This window comes from Myxococcales bacterium (genome assembly GCA_016720545.1).
Taxonomy (GTDB): domain Bacteria; phylum Myxococcota_A; class Polyangia; order Polyangiales; family Polyangiaceae; genus JAAFHV01.
Genome location: JADKKK010000008.1, coordinates 59,760 through 79,300 on the forward strand (window position 1 = coordinate 59,760; position 19,541 = coordinate 79,300).

Consider the following 19,541-nt stretch of genomic DNA (forward strand, 5'->3'; position numbering starts at 1 on the left):
CTCCCGAAGTGTTCGTGCCCGCCGGCGCCCGCGTAGTAGAACCCGCATCAAGCGATGGCCTCCTCGACCCCGCCCTCGGATCCGCCGCGTCCGCCGCGCTCGCCGCGCCGAGACACGCCCAGCCGGACACGCGCCGGGACGCGCGCGGGCGCCCCGAGCGTTGGGGACGAGGTGAAGCTGAAGAGAGCCCTCAAGGCGAACGAGGGCGCGTCACGGGGACGACGGAGACGAGGCCGGCGAGCGGGGCGGGCAACGCCTAAAGGGCCCGGCGAGGGCTACGGCGGCGCCGCGCGGCTCGATCGGGGCGTTCGTGTGGCGCTGGACCCGCCGCGCGCTCGTGGGCCTGGCCGCGCTGGCCGTCGCTGGGGTCGTGGCGATCTTCCTCGTGGTGCGCCACTACGAGCGCGACCTCCCGAGCGTGATCGATCTGCGGTCGAGCTACCGCCCTCCGCAGACGACCCGCGTCCTGGCGCGTGACGGCACGCTGCTCGCCGAGCTGTTCACCGAGCGGCGCACCGTCATCGCCTTCAAAGACGTGCCCGTCCACATGCGGCTCGCCGTGCTAGCCGCCGAGGACGCCGGCTTCTACCAGCACAAGGGCGTGAACTGGCTCGGCATCGCCCGCGCGGTGATCGTGAACCTGCGATCGGGCCGGGTGCGCCAGGGCGGCTCCACCATCACCCAACAGGTCTGCAAGAACGTGCTGCTCGACGCCGAGCACAGCTACCGCCGCAAGGTCCGAGAGGCGATCCTCGCCGGCCGGCTCGAAGAGCAGCTCACCAAAGACGAGATCCTGGAGCTGTATTTAAATCATATCTATTTCGGGAACGGTCGCTTTGGCATCGAGGAGGCCGCGCGCGGCACGTTCGGCAAGCCCGCGCGAGACCTCACCATCGGCGAGGCCGCGCTGCTCGCCGGCACCATCGCCGGCCCCGAGCTCTTCTCGCCGCGCCGCGACCTGAAGCGGGCGCTCGGCCGCAAGAAGTTCGTGCTCGACCAGATGCGCGACAAGCACTTCATCGACGAGGCCCAGCACGAGCGCGCCATGGCCGAGCCCGTGCGCCTCACCCCGCTCGTCGAGCCGCAGAGCGAGCTCGCCCCCGAGGTGGTCGCGATCGCGCGCAGGACGCTGCTCGAGCTCGAGCCCGAGCGCGCGCAGCGCGGCGGCTTCACGGTGACCACCACCCTCGACCCGAAGCTCCAGGCGGCCGCGCGCAAGGCAGTGCGGGAGAACCTGCTCGCGTACGACAAGCGCCATGGGCTGACGGGAGGCCTCAAGCCGCCGGCGGCGCCCGTCATCGACAAGAAGACCAAGAAGCCTGTCGTCAACCGCAAAGAGCCCGCGGCGTACACCGGCACGCCGAGCTTCGAGTCTCACCGCGTGTACACGGGGGTCGTGAGCGGCACCGACGACGCGGCGGGGCTGGTGGAGGTGCAAGTGGGCACCGTGAGTGGGTTCTTCAAGCTCGGCGAGTACGAGCGCTACAACCCCCAGCACGCCTCGCCCAGCGCGTTCGCCCCCGTCGGCGCGAAGGTGCGCGTGAGCCTCCTCGCGCCTGCGCCGGCGCCCTCGGCCGACGACGAGAAGGCGGCCGCCAAGAGCCGCGTGCCGCTCCGGCTCGAGCTCGGCCCGGAGGCCTCGATGGTCGCGCTCGACGTGCGCTCGCGCGACGTGCTCGCGCTCGTGGGCAGCTACGAGGGTCAGGCAGGCGCGCTCGATCGGGCGACGCAGTCACGGAGGCAGCCGGGCTCCACGTTCAAGCCGCTCGTCTACTCCTACGCGCTCCACTCGCGCCGCTTCACGGCCGCGTCGCTCATCGACGTGAACCCGCAGGCATTTGGCGGGTTCGGACCCTACAAGCCCACGAACTACGAGGGGTGGACAGGCAAGGACCCGCTCCGCCTGCGGGAGGCGCTGGCGGGGTCGGTGAACATCGTCGCCGTGCGCGTGCTCGAGAGCGTGGGGCCGGCGAACGTGGTCGACTGGGCCAAGGCGTTCGGCATTCGCTCGACGATGAAGCCCGATCTCTCCCTCGCGCTCGGCAGCTACGAGCTGGAGGCGATCGAGCTCGTGGGCGCCTACACGACGCTCGCGGCGGGCGGCGTGTACGAGGAGCCCCGCGTGGTCACGAAGATCGTGGGCCCCGATGGCAAGGAGCTCGAGCTCCGGCCACGCCCGCCGGCGCGCCGCGTGCTCGAGCCGGACGTGGCGTACCTGACCACGCACCTCATGACGAGCGTGATCGACCACGGCACCGCGCAGCGCGCCAAGGTGCTGGGCCGCCCGCTGGCGGGCAAGACGGGCACGACCAACGACTCGAAGGACACCTGGTTCGCGGGGTTCTCCACCGACATCGCGGCGGTCACGTGGGTGGGCTACGATGACGGCAAGCCGCTCGGGGGCGCAGAGGCCGGCGGCACGACGGCGCTCCCCGCGTGGATCGCGTTCATGAAGGCCGCCCACGAGGGGCGCCCGAAGAGCGAGTTCCCACGGCCCGGCGGGCTCGTCGACGTGAAGATAGACAAACACACGGGAAAGCTCGCGAATCCTGGAGACGAAGACGCCATGACCGAGCTGTTCCTCGCGGGCACCGAGCCCACGGAGGTCGCCGAGGCCGCGGACGGCGGGGCCGACGCGAGCGCGCCCACGCCCGCGCCTTCGGCGCTCGCGTCAGCCCCGCTCGGCGCGCCCGAGGTGCCCGCGTTCCCCGGCCTGCCTTCCGCGCCGCCAGCGCTGCCAGCGCTGCCAGCGCTGCCAGGGCTCCCGGCGCCCGCGAAGGTCGAGTGAGGCCGCTCGCGCCGAGGCTCGCGGCGCTGGCGGCGCTCGCCCTCGTCGGGCTCGCGCCCCTGCGGTCGCCCGCGGATCCCCGCCCGCTCGCGCCGCAGCCGACGGCCCCGAAGCCCTCGGCGGCGCCGACGGCCCCAAGCGCGGCGCCCGCGGCCAGCGCGAAGGCGCCCGTGTCCGCGCTCGTCGCGGTCGCCGACGCGCTCGCCGCGCAGCTCGCGCGCTCCGGCGGGCTGCCTACGTCGGGCGCGCTCGTCGTGGCGCAGGCGCCAAAGAGCGACGCGACCCTGGTGCGCCCCGAAGAGCTCGGGCTCCGTGTCGCGCAGGTGATCGCGGGGCGCCTGAGCGCTCGCGCCCACGACAAGACCGCCTCCCTCGCGACGGCGCGTGGCATCGCGGGGCGCGCGACTGGCCTCGTGTTCGCTCAGATCGAGCTGGAACGGGGCGCCCTCCGTGTGACGGCGGACCTGTACCCTGCGGTCACCAACCGCTGGGAAAGACTTAGAAATCCGCTTCCAGGTCCGCGCGCCCACGGCTTCGCCACGACGCCCATCGACGCCGAGGTCCGCGTGTTCCTGCCGCCCATCTTGCTCGAGCGCGCCAAGACCTCACGCTCGCCACACGCGGAGGGCGAGCTCCTGGCGGTCACGTGCGGCGATCTCGACGGCGACGGGAGCCTCGAGCTCGTGCTGCTCTCACGCGCACGCGCGGCGGTCGGGCGAATGGGCCCTTCGGGCTTCGTCGCGGAGAAGACCGTCCTGCTCAGCGACCTGACCGCTCGCGCGGCGGTGCCGTTTCGTGAGCCGCTCGGCGCAGCCTTCCTCGCCGGTCCGGCGGGGCACGCGGGCGCGCTCGTGCTCGGCACGACCGATCGCGGGGGCGTCGCGCTCACCGCCGATCTCGCTTCGCACCACCGCCTCGCGGGCCTGCCGGTGGGCGCAGGCGGCCTTTGCGCGACGCTCGCGCCCGACCACGGGAGCTTCGACGGCCTCGCCCCTTGTGCTGGACTTGCCCTGGGCGCAGACGCGCGCGGCGGCGCTCCCCCGGAGAGCACCACGTCGGCGCTGCCGGCGCGCTTCGACGCGATCAGCGCGCTGCGCTACGCCGACGCCGCGGGCCACCCGCACGACGCGGTCGCGGCGCGCGAGCCGGGCGGGCGACTTCGCGTGCGAGTCGACGGCGCGGAGGTGCTCACCCAAGAGGGCGCCGGCGCGCAGGTCCTCCTCGCGGACCTCGACCTCGACGGCGTCCCCGAGCTCGTCACCACCGCGGACACGGGCGACGACCGCATCGTGGTCTCGAGCCTCGGGGCCGGAGCGCGCGCGCGGCTCCGGCTGGAGGCCAAGGAGGGCGTCCGCGCGCTGGGCGTCTGCCCCGCCGAGCTCGGCGGCGCGCCGGCGTTGGTCGCGGCGGTCGGCGAGGAGGTGTGGCTTGTCCGCTAGGTCGCGGGGGAGCGCGGGTGGGGCGCGCCACTCACCGCTCCTCTCCCGACGCGCGTTGCTCGTCGGGCTCGGCCTCGGCGTCGGATTCGACCCGGGTGCGGAACGGAGCGCTGCAGCGCGCGGTCGCGTGGCGCAGGGCGGGCGCGCCTCGCTGCGGGTGCCGTGGCCGCTCGCCTCGCTCGACCCTCACGACGGCGCGAGCTTCGCGGCCGCGCTCTTCGCCGACGCCGTCTTCGACACGCTCTATGCCCGCGACGCCCGGGGCGCCTTCGGGCCGAGCCTCGCGGAGGCCGAGCCCGCGGTGGTGGGCGACGAGGCGCGGGTCGTGATCCGGGGCGGCCTCCGCTCGGCGCGGGGGCGCACCCTGGGCGCCCGCGAGTGCGCCGCCTCGATCGCGCGGGCGCGCGCAGGCCACTCCCGCGGCTGGCTGTCCAGCGTGCCTGCTCCGAGGGTCTCGGGCGACACCCTCCGCTTCGTGTTCGCCCCAGGCGCGCCGCTGCTGCGCGACCCCGCGGCCCTCGTGCGCGTCCTCGCCTCACCGCTCGTCGCGATCGTGCCGCCCGGGTTCTCCCCCGACTCGCCCGACGGCACCGGCCCGTTCCGCGCCACCCTGCGGGGCGACGGGCTCACCCTCACCCGGAACCCGAGCGCGGCGCGCGGCCCGGCCTTCCTCGACGAGCTCGTGGTGCGGCGCGCGGCCGACCTGAAAGACTCGCTGCGCGCCTTCGAGAGCGGCGCCGACGAGCTCGGCTGGCTCGGCATGGGGCTCTACGACTCGCGGCCCGGCGCGCGCCCGTTCGACCTCGGCCCCATCGCGTACGCCGCGCTCTTCGTGGGGCGCGACGCGGGCTCGTGGGACGCGCCCGGCCTCCCGCAGCGCATCTGCGACTCCATCCCGCCCTCGCGCCTGGCGCCGTTCGCGCTGGGGCCCGCGTGGCCGGTCGAGCCGAGCGACGGCTGGGGTGGGCCGAGCGGGCCGCTGCTCGTCCGCGACGACTCTCCCTATCTCCTCGAGCTCGCGACCACGGTCGCGGGCGTGCTCTCGCGCCCGGGCCACGAGCTCACAGTGCGGGGCGTCTCGGCCGAGGAGCTCGCGCAGCGTCGGACCTCGCGCCTCTTTACGCTCGCGCTCGACCTCGTGCGACCCGCGGGCCATGGCGCGTTCGGGGCGCTCGTCGGGCTCACGCAGGCGGTCGATCCCACGCGGACCGCCGCGCTCGTCACCCACCCGCCCCGCCTCGCCGACCTGCCCGCCCGGACGCTCACGCGCACCCTCCGCTGCGGCGTGCTGGGCGAGATCCGCGCCCAGGGCGGCCGCGTCCCCGACCTCTCTCCCGCCGCGGGCACGCTAGGCGTCGACTGGGGCGAGACCTCGCGCGCGCGCCGATAAAAGCGTGCTCGGAAACGCAGCTAACTACGCCCTCACCCGGCTTGCTTCGGCCCACCACCAGTGCGCCGCTCACGGTCCCGGGGGGGGCCTGTCCCACGCCGGCGCCGCAGTTCTGGAAGTGTACGCGCGCGAAGGTCTGACACGTCTGGGCTCCATCTCGAGCGTTCGGGCAGGTGATATCCGCCCAGAAGCCGTTCGGCGAGAGGCCAGTGAACCGATGGCCGTCGTGGTAGGTAGCCGTGCAGTCGTCCTGCGCGTATCGCACGTAGGGCCCTTCCGAAGAGACGACCATCGCCACGGTCTGCGCCTGCCGCGAGCGAACGAAGTGCCCCTCGATCGACAAGCTTCCCCTGCGACCGGAGCGCGTCTGGGCCTCCACGTAATACCCATCGCCTTCAGGCACTACACGGCAATGGACGCTCACGTCGTCACCGGAGCTCGCGAAGTATGGCGGTTCCTCCGCGGTCCCAAACTTCCCCAGGTAGCCGACCTGCGCAAACCGGCACGCGGGTGACCCGTTCGTCCCTTGAGAGATCGAGGCCTCTACGATGGCCTCTTGCTCCTGCGTTGTGATGAATTCGTAGCTCATGCACGCGCTCGGGGTTCCAAGCATCCACGCGTACGTCCCCACGCGGGCCGCGCGGCCCCACGAGGTGGTGCGAGGGCTTGGACGCCTGCTTGCCGGACTCGAAGTGGGGAGAGGAGACATGGTGAGCAAATGGCAAATGGCGTACCAAGGGCTCCCCAGCAACGCCTCGCGTTGGGCTGTGAATGTGTGCACACCTCTGTACAAGCACGCGCACGCCCACTCGCTCGCACGCGTCGTGGAGGCGGGCCGGGCGAGACTCCGCGCCCGCGTGCGCCAGGGCAGACGCATCCCCGACCGCTCGCTCGCCGGGGGCACGCTGTGGGTCGATCGGCGCGGGACCTCACGGGCACGCCGATAGACGATACCGACGGCGTGGGCGCCCGTTTTCAGGAGCGCGCGCGCACGAGCCTGCACGCCTTGGCCCGCGTGTGCAGGACGTTGCGCTCGCCCCGCGCAACTCCGCGCCGTTCTTCGCGCTGCGGACGATATCCCCGCGGCCGAGTCGAAAGTGCAGCGCTGGCATTGGCTGTGCAAAGCGCAGCGGCATGACCCATCAAGTCGCCACGACCGACCGCTCACTGACCGCTGCCGCCGCCCTCCGACGGCCGGTCTTCCTCGCGCTCCTCGGCGCCCTCGTCGCGCTTGGGGCTCCCGCGTCGGGCTGCAGCGGGGCCGAGTCGATGGCCGACGACGAGAGCTCCGCGCTCATCGCGTTCCTGTCGGGCAAGGGTCCCGAAGTGCTCGAGGGTGACCTCCCGGCGCGCTATGGGGAGCTGCTCGCGCGTCACGCGGTCCGCGCGAGCGGCTATGCGCGCGCCGGCGTCTCGGCGCCAGGCGCGGACGGCTGGAGCCCGATCGTCGTCGAGGGCGCCGGCGGCCCGCAGCCCGTGGACGTCGCGCCGTGGCTCTCCGCGGGTGACATCGACGCGACGGGGCACTTCACGCCGTGCACGAAGCCCTGCCCGACCATCGGTCGGTTGGTTACCCCGCCGAGCGAGGCCGAGCTCGCGAGCGTCGATGAGCGTGTCGCGCGCGCAGCCGGCGCCGTGACGAGGCTCGTCGGTCGCCATGTCGAGATCACGTGGGCACCCGCCTCCGAGCGCGCGATCCTGCTCACCGCGGACGGGCGGGCAGAGGTGAATCCGAGACTTCTCCAGCTCGTGATCCCCGCCGCTCCGACGCCCGCCACGCCCACCTCGGTGCGCGCGCCCGCGCCCGCGGAGGAGCGCCGCGATCCCACGGTCGCCACCGCACGGGACGAGATCCCGGAAGCTCCACCCCCTGCCAGCTTCGTCAAGAGCGAGCCGAGTGGCCCCCAAGAATGGGGGGACGGCATGGGGAACTGGAGGTCCCCGTGCGACGACAAGGACCCCTGCAAGTGCAGCTACAGCCCGCGAGGCCCAAGCGACGACGGGCCGGCTGGGCTTTGGTGCACCGTCGCGGTGCTCGCCCTGGTCGTCGCGCGAAGCCGAACCTCGGCCCGTCAGCACGGCTCGCGCAAGGCGTCATGACGGCCGGGCTCACGCAGCTGATCGCGGTCGTGGGGCGCTCCCCCGTGCCGGTGTGGCCGTTCCTCCAGTGCGCGGCGATGGTGGGGGCAGGCGCGTGGTTCTGGCGCCGCTCGCGCGCCCCGGAGCTCCGCCGCCTGCGCGCTCCGCTCGTCGCGGGGTTCGTCGGCGCGGGGGTCGGCGCGCGTGTGCTCACGACCGCGCTCGAGTTGCCATCGCGCGTCCACGCCGGTCACGGCCTCCACGCGCTGACCGAGGGTGGTCAGATGGCCTACGGCGCGCTCCTTGGCCTCGTCCTCGTGTATCTGCTCGTAGCGCGACGGCGAGGCTTCACGACCGGCGCCTCGCTCGACGTGCTCGCGCCGACGGTCGGCATCCTGGTCGGCCTCGCGCGGCTCGGCTGCCTCTTCGGCGGGTGCGACTTCGGCCGCGTCACCTCGAGGTTCGCGGGCGTGCGGTATCCCGCAGGGAGCCCGGCGTTCCAGCAGCACCTCGCCGCGAGCCTCGTGCTCGCCAGCGATCGGACCTCGCTCGCCGTCCACCCGACGCAGCTCTACGAGGCCCTCCTCGGCGCGCTGATGGCGGGGGCAGCGCTCATGGCGGAACGTCGCGCGCGCCGAGACGGGGGCGGCTTTGCCGCGGCCTCGGCGACCTACGCCGCCGGCAGATTCGGGATCGAGCTGCTGCGCGGCGATGACTCGCGCGGCTTCTTGTGGAGCCTGTCGACCTCGCAGTGGCTGAGCGTGGGGGTACTGGCCGCGGTCGTCGCGTGGGCGCTCTGCGAGACGCAAAGCGGCGTGATCGCACGCAGTTGAAGCGGCGAAGTCCACGTCAACCTGGCCCGCCGTGCTGCGATCGAGCCACAAATTCATAGGCCGGCGCGCGCGGAGAATACTAAAGAGTCGGCTCACCACCATGTCGGGAGCGGTTCACGGTCACGGTCCCAGTTCCTCCAAGGATCTCGCGAAGATATCCCTCGCGGCCCTCGGGGTCGTCTACGGCGACATCGGCACCTCGCCGCTCTACACGATGCAGGAGTGCTTCGCCCACAGCGTGAAGCCCACCGCCGACAACGTGCTCGGCGTGCTGTCGCTCATCTACTACGCGATCTTGCTCGTGGTGGTCGTGAAGTACCTCACGTTCATCATGCTCGCCGACAACAAGGGCGAGGGCGGCATCTTGGCCCTGCTCTCGCTGCTCGGCCGCAAACCCACCGCCTCTGTGCTCGTGCTCTTCGGTCTCTTCGGCGCGGCGCTCCTCTACGGCGACGGGGTCATCACGCCGGCGATCTCGGTGCTCTCGGCCATCGAGGGCTTGGACGACGACAGCCACCGCTTGAAGGCGTTCATCGTCCCGCTGACCGTCCTCGTGCTCGTGGGCCTCTTCTTCATGCAGCGCCGCGGCACGGCCGGCATCGGCGCCGTGTTCGGCCCCACGATGCTCGTCTGGTTCACGATGATAGGCGTGCTTGGCGCGCCGTGGATCGCGCGCCACCCCGAGGTGCTGCGCGCGCTGAACCCGGTCTACGCGGCGCGCTTCTTCGCCACCAACAAGTTCCACGGGTTCATGGTGCTCGGCTCGGTGGTGCTGTGCATCACGGGCGGCGAGGCCCTCTACGCCGACATGGGCCACTTCGGCCGCAAGCCCATCGTGTACGCCTGGTACGGCGTGGTGCTCCCGGCGCTGCTCCTCAGCTACACCGGGCAGGCCGCGTTCCTGCTCGAGCGCGGCACCATCGACGAGTCCCACAGCGTGTTCTACCGCCTCGTGGTCGACCCCGAGAGCCCGTTCTTCAAGCTCGCGGGCCCCGCGGCGCGCTACCCCGTGGTCGTCGTGGCGACCGTGGCGACCGTCGTCGCGTCGCAGGCCCTCATCTCGGGCGCGTACTCGCTCACGCGGCAGGCCGTGCAGCTCGGGTTCTCGCCGCGCGTCACCATCGTGCACACCTCCGGAGAAGCAGAAGGTCAGATCTATATCCCTGAGGTCAACTGGGCGCTCATGGTCGCCTGCATCGGACTCGTGCTGGCGTTCCGGGCCTCCACCGCGCTCGCCGCGGCGTACGGCATCGCGGTGACGGGGACCATGGGCATCACCTCGGTGCTCTTTTACGTGGTGTCGAAGGAGAAGCTCGGCATGGCGCCGTGGAAGGCCGCTGGGCTGCTCGCGCTGTTCCTCTCCGTCGACCTCGCGTTCTTCGGCGCCAACCTCCTCAAGTTCACCGACGGTGGCTGGCTGCCCATCGCGTGCGCCATCGCGATCTTCACGCTCATGACCACGTGGAAGAAGGGGCGCGCGGCGCTCGCCGCGTCGATGTTCGAGGCCACGCTCCCGCTCTCGGCGTTCCTCGCCGACCTCGAGGAGCTGAAGCCCCACCGCGTGCGCGGCACGGCGGTGTTCATGACCTCGAACCTCGACGGCGCGCCGCCGGTGCTGCTTCACCACTTCAAGCACAACAAGGTGCTCCACGAGCGCATCGTCCTCCTCGCGGTGAGCACGACCGACGCGCCCGAGGTGCCGGCGAGCGAGCGCTGCGAGGTGAGCGAGGCGGGCGGCGGGTTCTTCCGCGTGAAGCTACGCTTCGGCTTCATGCAGACCCCCAACGTCCCGGCGGCGCTCGCCGCGGCGCAGGCGAGCGGCCAGCTCACAGTGGACCTCGGCGACGTGAGCTATTTCCTTGGCCGCGAGACGCTCCTCGTCACCGGCAAGTCGACCATGCCGCGGTGGCGCAAGCGCGTGTTCGCGATCATGTCGCGCAACGCCCTGCCGGCGACCATGTTCTTCGGTATCCCCGCGAACCGCGTCGTCGAGCTCGGCACGCAGGTCGAGCTGTAAATCAGCACGGTCATGGTCTTCCTTAGCCGACCCCGGACTGAGTCCGGGGGAGAACCTTGCCGAACCTTGCTCCGCGGGTCCGAGGGCCTCCCCCGGAAGCGCGGGGCGGTCGCGCGCGTTGTAGAGTCACCGCGTGCGCCTCGCCCCTCGCCTCGTCCTCGCCTTTGGCTTCGTCGCCGTCCTCTCGACGACGGGCCTCGGCGTGCTCGTGCGCGAAGACCGCGTGAACGCCGAGACCACGCGCTTCGACGCGGAGGTGCAGCGCGCGTGCGACAGCGTGCGCGCGGAGGTGGTGCGTCAAGCCGAGCGTGATCGCCGGCTCGTGGGCGGCGCGTGCCAATCGGGCGAGCTCGTCGATCGCGCGCTCGTGGCCCTCGAGCACGGTGACTTCGCGGAGCGGCGCCTCGCGTTCTCTTCGCTCGTGCCGGCCGAGCGGGTGGCGTTCGACTTCGACGAGCTCTTGCTCGCGGTCGACGACGGCGATCTCGTGGGGGCCGATCCGAAGTCGCTCCTGTCGCAGTCGCGGCGCGACGTCGCCGCGGCGATGGGCAAGGGCCCCGCGAGCTACTCGTTCCGACGCGGCGATCACGCGCTCTCGCTCGTGTCGCGCTGCGCGAAGGCCGGGCGCGGCCACGTCGCCGGGCTCGTGGGCGCCCGTCACCTCGAGCCGCTCCTCGCGCGGCAAGGCGCCGCGCTCGGCGTCACAGTCGCGGTCGGCCGCGCGGTCCCCGCGGCCGACGTGACGGTAGCCTCGTGCGGCCTCGCCGACGAGCGCGGCGCCGAGATCCCGCTCACCGTGTCGAAGCCGCGCGCGGAGCTCACCCTCGCCCTCGCGAGCATCGATCAGCGCATCTTGCTCGCCGCCGCCGTCTCGCTCGGCGTCGCGCTCGTGTTCGCCGTGCTCCTCGCGAGGAGCCTCGGTCGCCCGCTGGCGGAGCTCGCCCGGGAGGCCAGCCGCGTGAAGACCGACGAGGCCCGCCCGCTCACCGTGCGCGGCTCCGGCGAGGTGCGCGATCTGGTCGTCGCGTTCGACAAGATGATCGAAGACCTCGCGGTCACGCGGCGAAGGCTCGCGGCGACCACGCGCGTGGCGGCGTGGCGCGAGGTCGCGCGGCGCGTCGCGCACGAGGTCAAGAACCCGCTCGCGCCCATCCGCGCCGCCGTCGAGACGCTGCGGCGCCTCCGCGCGCGCGACGATCCGGCCTTCGACGAGTACTTCGACGAGGCGACGCGCACCGTGCTCTCCGAGGTGCACCGCATCTCCACCATCGTGACCGAGTTCACCCGCTTCGCGCGGCTCCCGCAGCCCCGCCCCGAGGACCTCGATCCCGTGGAGGTGGCGCGGAAGGTCGTCTCGTCGCACGAGCCGCTCGCGGAGAGCACCGTCCTCGAGCTCGTCGAGCCCGTCGCGCCGAAGGCCGCGGCGAGCCCGCGCCGCCCGCGCACGCTCCGCGCCGATCGCGACCAGCTCGTGCAGGTGCTCACGAACCTCGTGCAGAACGCCCTCGACGCCGTGCGCGGCCGCCCGGACGCGCGAGTCACGCTCTCGGTGGTGTGGGAGCCCGACGGGCGCTGCTCCCTGACGGTCGAGGACAACGGGCCCGGCCTCGCGAAGGAGATCGCGCCTCGCCTCTTCGAGCCCTACGCGACCACCAAAGCGCAAGGGACCGGCCTCGGGCTCGCCATCGCCCAGCGCATCGCCATCGAACACGACGGCGAGCTCGCCTACATCGGCCGCAGCGCCGCGGGCGGGGCGGCGTTTCGGCTCTCGCTCGTGCCCGAGGGCCCGCCGCCTGAGCCTCGCGGACCGGCGAGCGGGTGATCGTGGTCTGTCGTCTGCACGCCGCGATGGCGCATGGGGTGGAGCGCCATCGAGGGCCAAACAACCAAGCTCCCCGAGCACGCTCAGCCTTCGGGCGACCTCCGCGGAGCCATCGTCCCTGCCACCAAACCCCGCCCCGGATCACCGGAGACGGGTGCACGCGCCACCCATACGCGACAGCGTTCGTACGCCGGGACCGTCGCTCGGTCCCATTCAATCGCGATAACCTGCGCGTTCACCTCGCCATTCGCGGCGGCGCCTGCGCCTGAGCGCGCGCGCCGTGCGATGTGCGCCGCCGCCGAACGCTCGTATTTATGAACAATATTCAATATATCACACGCGCCACGGGAAGCTCGCGGGCGTCGACGCCGGTCGCGCTTCGCTACGTTTTGCGTTTGTTTTCGGGAGAAGGGCCTTGTCTTCTCTCTCCTCAACCTGTAGTGAAGCTGCATGGCGAAGCCCGGCCCCGCGAAGCCCCAGAACAAGCGTGGCAGCCCGGAAGCGGTGGAGAAGCGGCGGGTGGCCCGGCTCTTCAACGACGTGCTCGGAGGCGTCTCCGGTTCGCCCCAGCGCGACGGCCGCACCGAGAAGCGAAGGCAGCGCCTGCTGAAAGAGCTGGAGGAGGGCCTGGCCCGCGGCAAGCGGGAGCTCAAGCCGATCGACGTGCTCTTGCGGGTGAACGAGCTCTTGCAGCTGGGTGAGCCCGTCGCCCAACTCCGCAAGGTGGTGAAGGTGCGGCCCATCGAGCCGTCGCTCGACGCCGACGCCCTCGCCGACGTCGTCGGTCGCCTCCACGATGCGTACGGCTTCCTCCCCGAGGCGTACCGCTTCGTCGGCATCAGCGACGAGCTCCTCGCGCGGGCAGGCGTCGGCGGCCAGGGCAAGCGCAAGGTGAAGTCCACGCGCTGAGCGGCCGTCCTTGACCGCGACCGGGCACCCCGCCTACCAAGGTCAGCGTGCCGCCTCGTCTCTCTCCCGCTCGCCTCGCTCGCCGCGTCGCCGCGCTCGCCCTCGGCCTGTGCGTCGTGGCGCCAAGCGCAGGGGCGACGGGCGTCGAAGACGCGGAGCGCGCGCGAACGGCGGCCATCGTCGTGCGCGTAGGCCGACACTCGCTGACCGTCGGCGAGCTCGAGGCGCGGCTCGCGCTGGTGCCCCGCTTCCAGCTCACCGAGTTCGGGAAGACCCCGGCGGAGATTCGCCAAGGGTTCCTCGACCGCGTCGTCTTGCCCGAGCTGCTCCTCGCCGAGGGCGCCGAGGCCGAGGGCATCGCGAAGAAGCTCCCGTGGTCGCACCAGGTCGCGCGCGCCCGCAGCACCGCGACCCTGCGCGCCATCCGGGCCACCGTGCCCTCGGCCTCGCAGATCACCGCCGACGAGGTGGCCGCGTACTACCAGGCGAACCGCAGCTTCTACGACTCGCCCGAGCGCGTGCACGTGTTCCGCATCCTCGTGGCTACGCAGGCCGATGCGGAGGCCCTGCTCGTCACCCTCAAGAAGGACCTCACGCTCAAGGCCTTCACCGACCTCGCGCGCGACAAGAGCCTCGACAAGGCCACGAACCTGCGCGCCGGAAACCTGGGGTTCCTCGGGCCCGACGGCTCGTCGAACGAGGCCGGGCTGAAGGCCGAGCCGGCGCTCGTCGCCGCCGCGGCGACCGTGAAGGACGGCGAGCTCGTGCCGAGGCCCGTCGCCGAGGGGCCGAGCTTCGCGGTGGTGTGGCGAAGAGGCACGGTCGCGGCCACGAAGCGCACGCTCGAGGAGGCGACCCCTCAAATCCGCGACACCCTCGCGCGGCGCAAGCTCGACACCGCGACCTCGAGCGCGCTCGAGGCGCTCACGAAGGCGCACGTCACCGAGCGCAACGACGCGCCGCTGTCGCTCTTCAACGTGCACATCGACGACGGCCCGCTCGGCACGCAGGCCGGCGCAAGAGACGGCGGCCCGAAGCGCTGACCGTCAGGCGCGCCGGGTTCGTCGATCGGCGCCAAAGTGCTCCACCACCCACGGGTGGTCGTGGTGGTCCAGCAGACCAGGCTCGGGGATGAATCCGGGATCGAGGAGAGCGCGGAGCTCGGCGAGCGACGCGAAGTCGCGCTGGCTCACGACCGGCACGCCCGCGCCGAGGAGCATCGCGGTCGCCACGCCCACGCCCTTCTGGAAGCGCCGGTTCGCGTCGAGCCGGCACCCTAGCGAGATCACCTGGCTGCCGCAGGCCGCGCTCATGTCGGTGAGGAGCGCGAGCTCGACGCTGTGGAGGCGCGCGTGGGCGACCATGGCGCGCGCTCCGACGAGCATGGGCTCCGTGAGGTCGGTCCCATGCTCGTCTTTCACTCGCGCGTTGCCCTCGAGCACGGCGAAGCCGTCTCCCCCGTGCAGATCGGGCATCGTGCGCGGCGTGCCCATCCCGTGATCCTCCGGACAGAACGGGAAGGCCTTCACGGTGGAGAGCGACAGCAAGTGCTCGCAAGTGTTACCCATTCCGTAGTCGGTGCCGTCGACGCCGCACCCCAGGCCGGCCAGGCAGCCGCTCACGAGCACGCGGAGCGGGTCCGCCTCGCTGGGACGGCGAAGCGTGGCGAGAGCCTGGCGGTGATGGGCGATTCGCATGCGCCGATGCTGGGCGTCTCGAAGCACCAAGTCAACCGACGCGGGGAAACTGCCCCATCGGCGCCGGCCGGCCCTCACGCGTGGAGGGCGACCTCGAGCACCTCGGCGAGGCGCACCCGGCCGGGGCCGCGCCCCACGACGTGGGCGGCCGCGCGGAGGGCGCCTTGCGCGAAGAGCTCGCGGCCCGTCGCGCGGTGCGTGAGCTCGAGGCGCTCGCCCGCACCGAAGAGGTGCACGGTGTGGTCGCCGATCACGTCGCCGCCGCGCACCGCGTGCAGGCCCACCTCGCCGGGCGTCCGCTTGGCGGCGCGGCCCTCGCGACCGTGCACGAGCTTCGAGTCGGCGCCAAGCTCGGCGCGCGCGCTCGAGGCCACCTCGGCGAGGCGCAGCGCGGTGCCGCTCGGCGCGTCGGCCTTGCGGTGGTGGTGCGTCTCCACGATCTCGACCTCGACCTCGGGCCCAAGCAGCGCGATCGCGCGGCGCACGAGCGCGGCCAGCACGGCGACGCCCACGCTCATGTTGGGCTCCCACAGCACGGGCACGTGCGCGGCGGCTTGGTCGAGCGCGCGCTCGCCTTCGCCGTCGAGCCCGGTCGTCCCGCTCACGAGGGCGGCCCCGCTCGACACGCAGATCGCGCACAAGGGCGGCAGCGCCGACGCGTGAGAGAAATCGACCACCACGCGCGCGCCGCTGGCCGCGATGGCCGAGAGCTCGGGCGCGATCACGACGCCGAGCTTGCCCACGCCCGCGAGCTCGCCCACGTCGGCGCCCGCGTGGTGACTCGCGACCGCGCACACGACGCGGAAGCCCGCCGCCTCGGCGCCACGCACCACCGCGAGGCCCATGCGACCGCTCGCGCCGACCACGGCGAGCGGCACGAGCGAGACGAGCGAGACGGGCGAGACGAGCGAGACGGGCGAGACGAGCGAGACGGGCTCGCTCATGAGGCGCGCGGGTCGGCGCCCGCCCTCGCCGTGAACGCGGCCACCGCCTCGAGCACGCGCGCCCGCGCGGCCTCGGAGATCGGCGCGAGGGGCGCACGCACCGCCTCAGCGAGGAGCCCCGCGCGCGCCATCGCGGCCTTCACGGGGCCTGGGTTCGCTTCGACGAACATCGCGTCGTGCACGGGCAGCAAGGCGAAATGCGCCGCGCGCGCCCCCGCCACGTCGCCCGCGCCGGCGAAGGCCTCGAGCGCGAGGCGCGTGGCCCGCGACACGTGCCCGGGCAAGAGGTTCGAGGTGACGCTGATGACACCCTGCGCGCCGAGCGCAGCCATCGGGAAGGTGAGGCCGTCGTCCCCGGAGAGCACGGTCAGGCGCCCCTCGCTCCGCCGCACGAGCTCCTGCGCGCGCAGCACGTTCCCGGTGGCCTCTTTGGTCGCGGTGACGTTCGGCGCCACTTCCATGATGCGGAGCAGCGTGTCGGCCGCGAGGTCGATCCCGGTGCGGCCGGGGATGTTGTAGACGACCACGGGGCAGGAGACGGCGCGCGCGACGGCCACGAAGTGTTGGAAGAGCCCCTCCTGCGTGGGCTTGCTGTAGTACGGCACCACCACCATCACCGCGTCGGCGCCGGCGCGCTCCGCGGCGACCGAGGCGTCGATGGTCTTCTTCGTCGAGAACGACCCCGTGCCCGCGACGACGCGCACTCCGCCCCGCGTCGGCTTGGCGGCGGCCACGCAGCGGGTCACGAGCTCGAGCTGCTCGGCCTCGGTGAGCGTGGGGCTCTCCCCCGTGGTGCCGCAGGGCACGAGGCCGCTCACGCCGCCAGCGACCTGCGCCTCGAGCACGCGCTCGAAGGCCGCGTGGTCCACGGCGTGGTCGCTCGTGAAGGGGGTGACGAGCGCCGTGAAGGTTCCGCGAAGGGTGACGTCGACCATGCCCCCTTTTTCTACGGCTCGCGCGTAGGCGCAAGCGGGAAGCGGAGCGCGAGGAGCGGCGCAATGGGGAAGCGTTGCGCGAGGAGCGGAGCCGATCGGGGCACACCGGGCGAGGCAAATGCGTCCTCCTTTCAAGCAGTTGCGAATCGTCATCCGCATGAAGACGGACGGGACGGGCTTCGAGGACGTGAACCTCCTGTCGACCAACGTGGGAGGGGTCGCGGCCACGACCGACGGCGGCGCGTACTGGTCCTACTCTCCCGCCACGACGACGCTATTCTACGGGACGACCACCGCGCCGGTGCCCACCTTTTACGACACGGCGGGCGGCAACCAGGGATCGCGACCTCCGACGGGACGAGCCTGTACTACTTCGCCTTCGAGCTCGTCGTCTCTGACCCCAAAGCCGATTCGGACGCCGTGGCCCGCCGAGCTCCTCTCGGTCGCGGGCTCGACCATCGCCGGCGGCAGCCAAACGGCGGCGGTCCGGGCGAACACGGACGGCGGCGGCTTCGAAGAGGTGAGCGGGCAGGCGGCTCGAATCGGCGGAGTCGCGGCGACGGCAGACGGCGTCTTCTGGACGCAGGCCGCGGAGACGACCACGTCGCTGGTCGGGTCTGTGCCGGCGGCTCAGACCGTGTACGACAGCGTGGTCGGGGCTGACGCGCACTTTTCGCACCCAACGCGGACCACGGCGCCCGATACACCGGGGCGCGAGGCCATCGCGCCCAGCTCGACGCTGCACACAACGCGGATCCGCGAGCGAAATGGGCAGGTCGGCGCGCGCCGGGTGGGCACCGGCCTCGCGGCGCACTAATCTCTGGCGCGCATGCCTTACCTCTCGAAAGCGACGCGGCTGCTGCTCGTCGACGACGACGTGGAGCTCTGCGCGCTCCTGGAGCTCCAGCTCTCCGCGAAGGGGCACCGCGACGTCGCGCTGGCGCACGACGTACGGAGCGCGGTGGATCTCCTCGGGCGCTCGACGATCGACGCCATTTTGCTCGATCTGCGCCTCGGCCGAGAGGACGGCTTCGACGTGCTCCGCGAGGCCCGGCAGCGCTGCCCGGAGGTCGCCGTGCTCGTGCTCACCGCCGACGGCTCGGTCGAGAGCGCGGTCTCGGCGATGCGAGCCGGCGCGTTCGGCTACCTGCTGAAGCCCCTCGCCGAGCACGAGCTCCTCCAGAACGTGGCGCACGCGGTCGAGGCCACCCGCCTCCGTCGCGAGGTGCGAGGGCTGCGACGCATCGTGGGCGACGACGCCGGACAGGGCACGATGGTCGGCGCGAGCCCGGCCATCCGCGAGGTGCGGGACGTGTTGGCGCGCCTCGCCCCCACCGACGCCACCGTGCTCATCCTCGGCGAGTCGGGCACCGGGAAGGAGCTCGCGGCGCGCACCCTCCACTCGCTCTCGCCGCGACAGGCCGGCCCGTTCGTGACCATCAACTGCGCCGCGCTCGCCCCCACCCTCCTCGAGAGCACCCTCTTCGGGCACCTGAAGGGCGCGTTCACCGGCGCGGGGGAGTCGCGCGAGGGCCTCTTCGCGGCGGCGCGCGGGGGCACGCTGTTCCTCGACGAGGTGGGCGAGGCGAGCCTGGAGGTGCAGGCGAAGCTCCTGCGCGTCCTCGAGACCCGCAAGTTCTGCCGCGTGGGCTCCACGCGCGAAGAGGAGACCGACGCGCGCATCGTCACGGCCACGAACCGCGACCTGCGCCTCGAGGTCTCCGAGAAGCGCTTCCGAGAAGATCTGTTCTATCGGCTCTTCGTGGTGCCCGTGTCGCTCCCTCCGCTGCGGGACCGCGCGGGCGACGTGCCGCTGCTCGCGGAGCTCTTCCTCGAACGCGCGGCGGCGCGTCACAAGCGCGCCGCGCCTGCACTTGGCCCCGAGGCCCTCGCCGCGCTGTCGGGGCACACGTGGCCGGGCAACGTGCGCGAGCTGGCGAACGCCATGGAGGCCGCCGTGCTCCTCGCGCGGGGCGGCGAGGTGGAGCTCGATCGCCTGCCGGGCATCGGCGTCGCGAGCGCGCCCTCGCGCGCCGTGGTCGACCTCGACGCGGCGCTCGCCGGCGCGTTCGAGCGCTTCGAGTCCGAGGCCGGCGACGAGCCGCCGCCGCTGAAAGACGCGCGCGATGCGCTCGAGCGCGCCTACCTGACCGCAGTGCTCCGCCGGGCGGCGGGGAACGTGAGCGTCGCGGCGCGCCTGGCCGGCCGGAACCGCACCGACTTCTACGATCTCCTCCGACGGCACGCGCTAAAGCCTGCAGAATACAAGCACTAGCTAGCAGCCTGTTGATAAACGGACCGAGCCCGCGCGTCGTCCGCGCGGCATCGGGCAAGGCGCGATCCGAGGAGCCCGCGGAGCCTGCTTTTGCAGGTGAGCAGGCACCGGAGGATCGCAACGCAGCCCGTGCCGATGCGGCGGCGCGCGGGCGACGGGAGTTTATCAACGGGCTGCTACTAGTCCCCTGGAAGCGTGATCCCTTCCAGAAGTCGCGCGGCTCGGCCTTTCGCCACAAGGGAGCGAGGGGGTGTCCCGTTTTCGGCGGCGGTGGGAGGATACTCATGTTCGAGGGTCGGCGTTCTCGCGCGGTCACACCCGAAACCACTGCCCCCTGAGCGCAAAGCGCCGCCTCCACCGCGCGGAACGACGACCGAGTTGAGGACGGGCCCGCCGCCGCCGAAAACGGGGCA

The 19,541-nt window shown here is 72.5% G+C and carries 14 protein-coding genes; 11 read left to right on the forward strand and 3 right to left on the reverse strand.

What is annotated here, in order from left to right; translation table 11 throughout:
* Window positions 1-298: 298 nt before the first annotated feature.
* From IPQ09_17215 to IPQ09_17255, 9 genes are all read left to right on the forward strand, one after another.
* The gene (locus tag IPQ09_17215) at window positions 299-2,788 is read left to right on the forward strand and encodes a PBP1A family penicillin-binding protein (GenBank protein MBL0195927.1); all 2,490 of its coding nucleotides are present in this window, start codon (window positions 299-301) and stop codon (window positions 2,786-2,788) included.
* The gene (locus IPQ09_17220) at window positions 2,785-4,227 is read left to right on the forward strand and encodes a hypothetical protein (protein MBL0195928.1); all 1,443 of its coding nucleotides are present in this window, start codon (window positions 2,785-2,787) and stop codon (window positions 4,225-4,227) included. The genes IPQ09_17215 and IPQ09_17220 overlap by 4 nt, the downstream gene beginning before the upstream one ends.
* A 157-nt stretch (window positions 4,228-4,384) precedes the next feature.
* A complete protein-coding gene (locus IPQ09_17225) occupies window positions 4,385-5,617 on the forward strand; it encodes a hypothetical protein (protein MBL0195929.1) in 1,233 nt (410 codons plus the stop codon).
* A 1,134-nt stretch (window positions 5,618-6,751) separates the two neighbouring features.
* Window positions 6,752-7,717 carry a hypothetical protein gene (locus tag IPQ09_17230; GenBank protein MBL0195930.1) on the forward strand — a complete coding sequence of 322 codons (966 nt, stop codon included), beginning with the start codon at window positions 6,752-6,754 and terminating at the stop codon, window positions 7,715-7,717.
* A complete protein-coding gene (locus tag IPQ09_17235; protein ID MBL0195931.1) occupies window positions 7,714-8,529 on the forward strand; it encodes a prolipoprotein diacylglyceryl transferase in 816 nt (271 codons plus the stop codon). The genes IPQ09_17230 and IPQ09_17235 overlap by 4 nt, the downstream gene beginning before the upstream one ends.
* A gap of 100 nt (window positions 8,530-8,629) precedes the next feature.
* Window positions 8,630-10,546, forward strand: a complete 1,917-nt coding sequence (locus tag IPQ09_17240; protein MBL0195932.1) for a potassium transporter Kup — start codon at window positions 8,630-8,632, stop codon at window positions 10,544-10,546.
* 133 nt (window positions 10,547-10,679) lie between these two features.
* Window positions 10,680-12,368, forward strand: coding sequence for a HAMP domain-containing protein (locus IPQ09_17245; GenBank protein MBL0195933.1), 1,689 nt, complete (start codon window positions 10,680-10,682; stop codon window positions 12,366-12,368).
* A 450-nt stretch (window positions 12,369-12,818) separates the two neighbouring features.
* On the forward strand, window positions 12,819-13,277 hold the full coding sequence (locus tag IPQ09_17250; GenBank protein MBL0195934.1) for a hypothetical protein: 459 nt from the start codon (window positions 12,819-12,821) through the stop codon (window positions 13,275-13,277).
* A gap of 47 nt (window positions 13,278-13,324) precedes the next feature.
* Window positions 13,325-14,320, forward strand: coding sequence for a peptidyl-prolyl cis-trans isomerase (locus IPQ09_17255; GenBank protein MBL0195935.1), 996 nt, complete (start codon window positions 13,325-13,327; stop codon window positions 14,318-14,320).
* A 3-nt stretch (window positions 14,321-14,323) separates the two neighbouring features.
* Here IPQ09_17255 and IPQ09_17260 read toward each other — a convergent pair whose 3' ends face one another.
* From IPQ09_17260 to IPQ09_17270, 3 genes are all read right to left on the reverse strand, one after another.
* Window positions 14,324-14,974 (reverse strand): DUF523 domain-containing protein, encoded by a 651-nt coding sequence (locus IPQ09_17260; protein MBL0195936.1) that lies wholly within the window; start codon window positions 14,972-14,974, stop codon window positions 14,324-14,326.
* A 74-nt stretch (window positions 14,975-15,048) separates the two neighbouring features.
* Complete coding sequence (locus IPQ09_17265) at window positions 15,049-15,918, reverse strand: 4-hydroxy-tetrahydrodipicolinate reductase (protein MBL0195937.1); 870 nt, start codon at window positions 15,916-15,918, stop codon at window positions 15,049-15,051.
* Window positions 15,915-16,853 (reverse strand): 4-hydroxy-tetrahydrodipicolinate synthase, encoded by a 939-nt coding sequence (locus tag IPQ09_17270; GenBank protein ID MBL0195938.1) that lies wholly within the window; start codon window positions 16,851-16,853, stop codon window positions 15,915-15,917. Before IPQ09_17270 ends, IPQ09_17265 begins: the two co-directional genes overlap by 4 nt.
* Before the next feature lie 157 nt (window positions 16,854-17,010).
* On the opposite strand from IPQ09_17270, the gene IPQ09_17275 reads away from it, so the two are divergent.
* Both IPQ09_17275 and IPQ09_17280 read left to right on the forward strand, forming a co-directional pair.
* Window positions 17,011-17,670 carry a hypothetical protein gene (locus tag IPQ09_17275; GenBank protein MBL0195939.1) on the forward strand — a complete coding sequence of 220 codons (660 nt, stop codon included), beginning with the start codon at window positions 17,011-17,013 and terminating at the stop codon, window positions 17,668-17,670.
* Window positions 17,671-17,682: 12 nt separating this feature from the next.
* Entirely contained in the window at window positions 17,683-19,128 is a 1,446-nt protein-coding gene (locus IPQ09_17280; protein ID MBL0195940.1) for a sigma-54-dependent Fis family transcriptional regulator, read from the forward strand.
* Window positions 19,129-19,541: the final 413 nt, after the last annotated feature.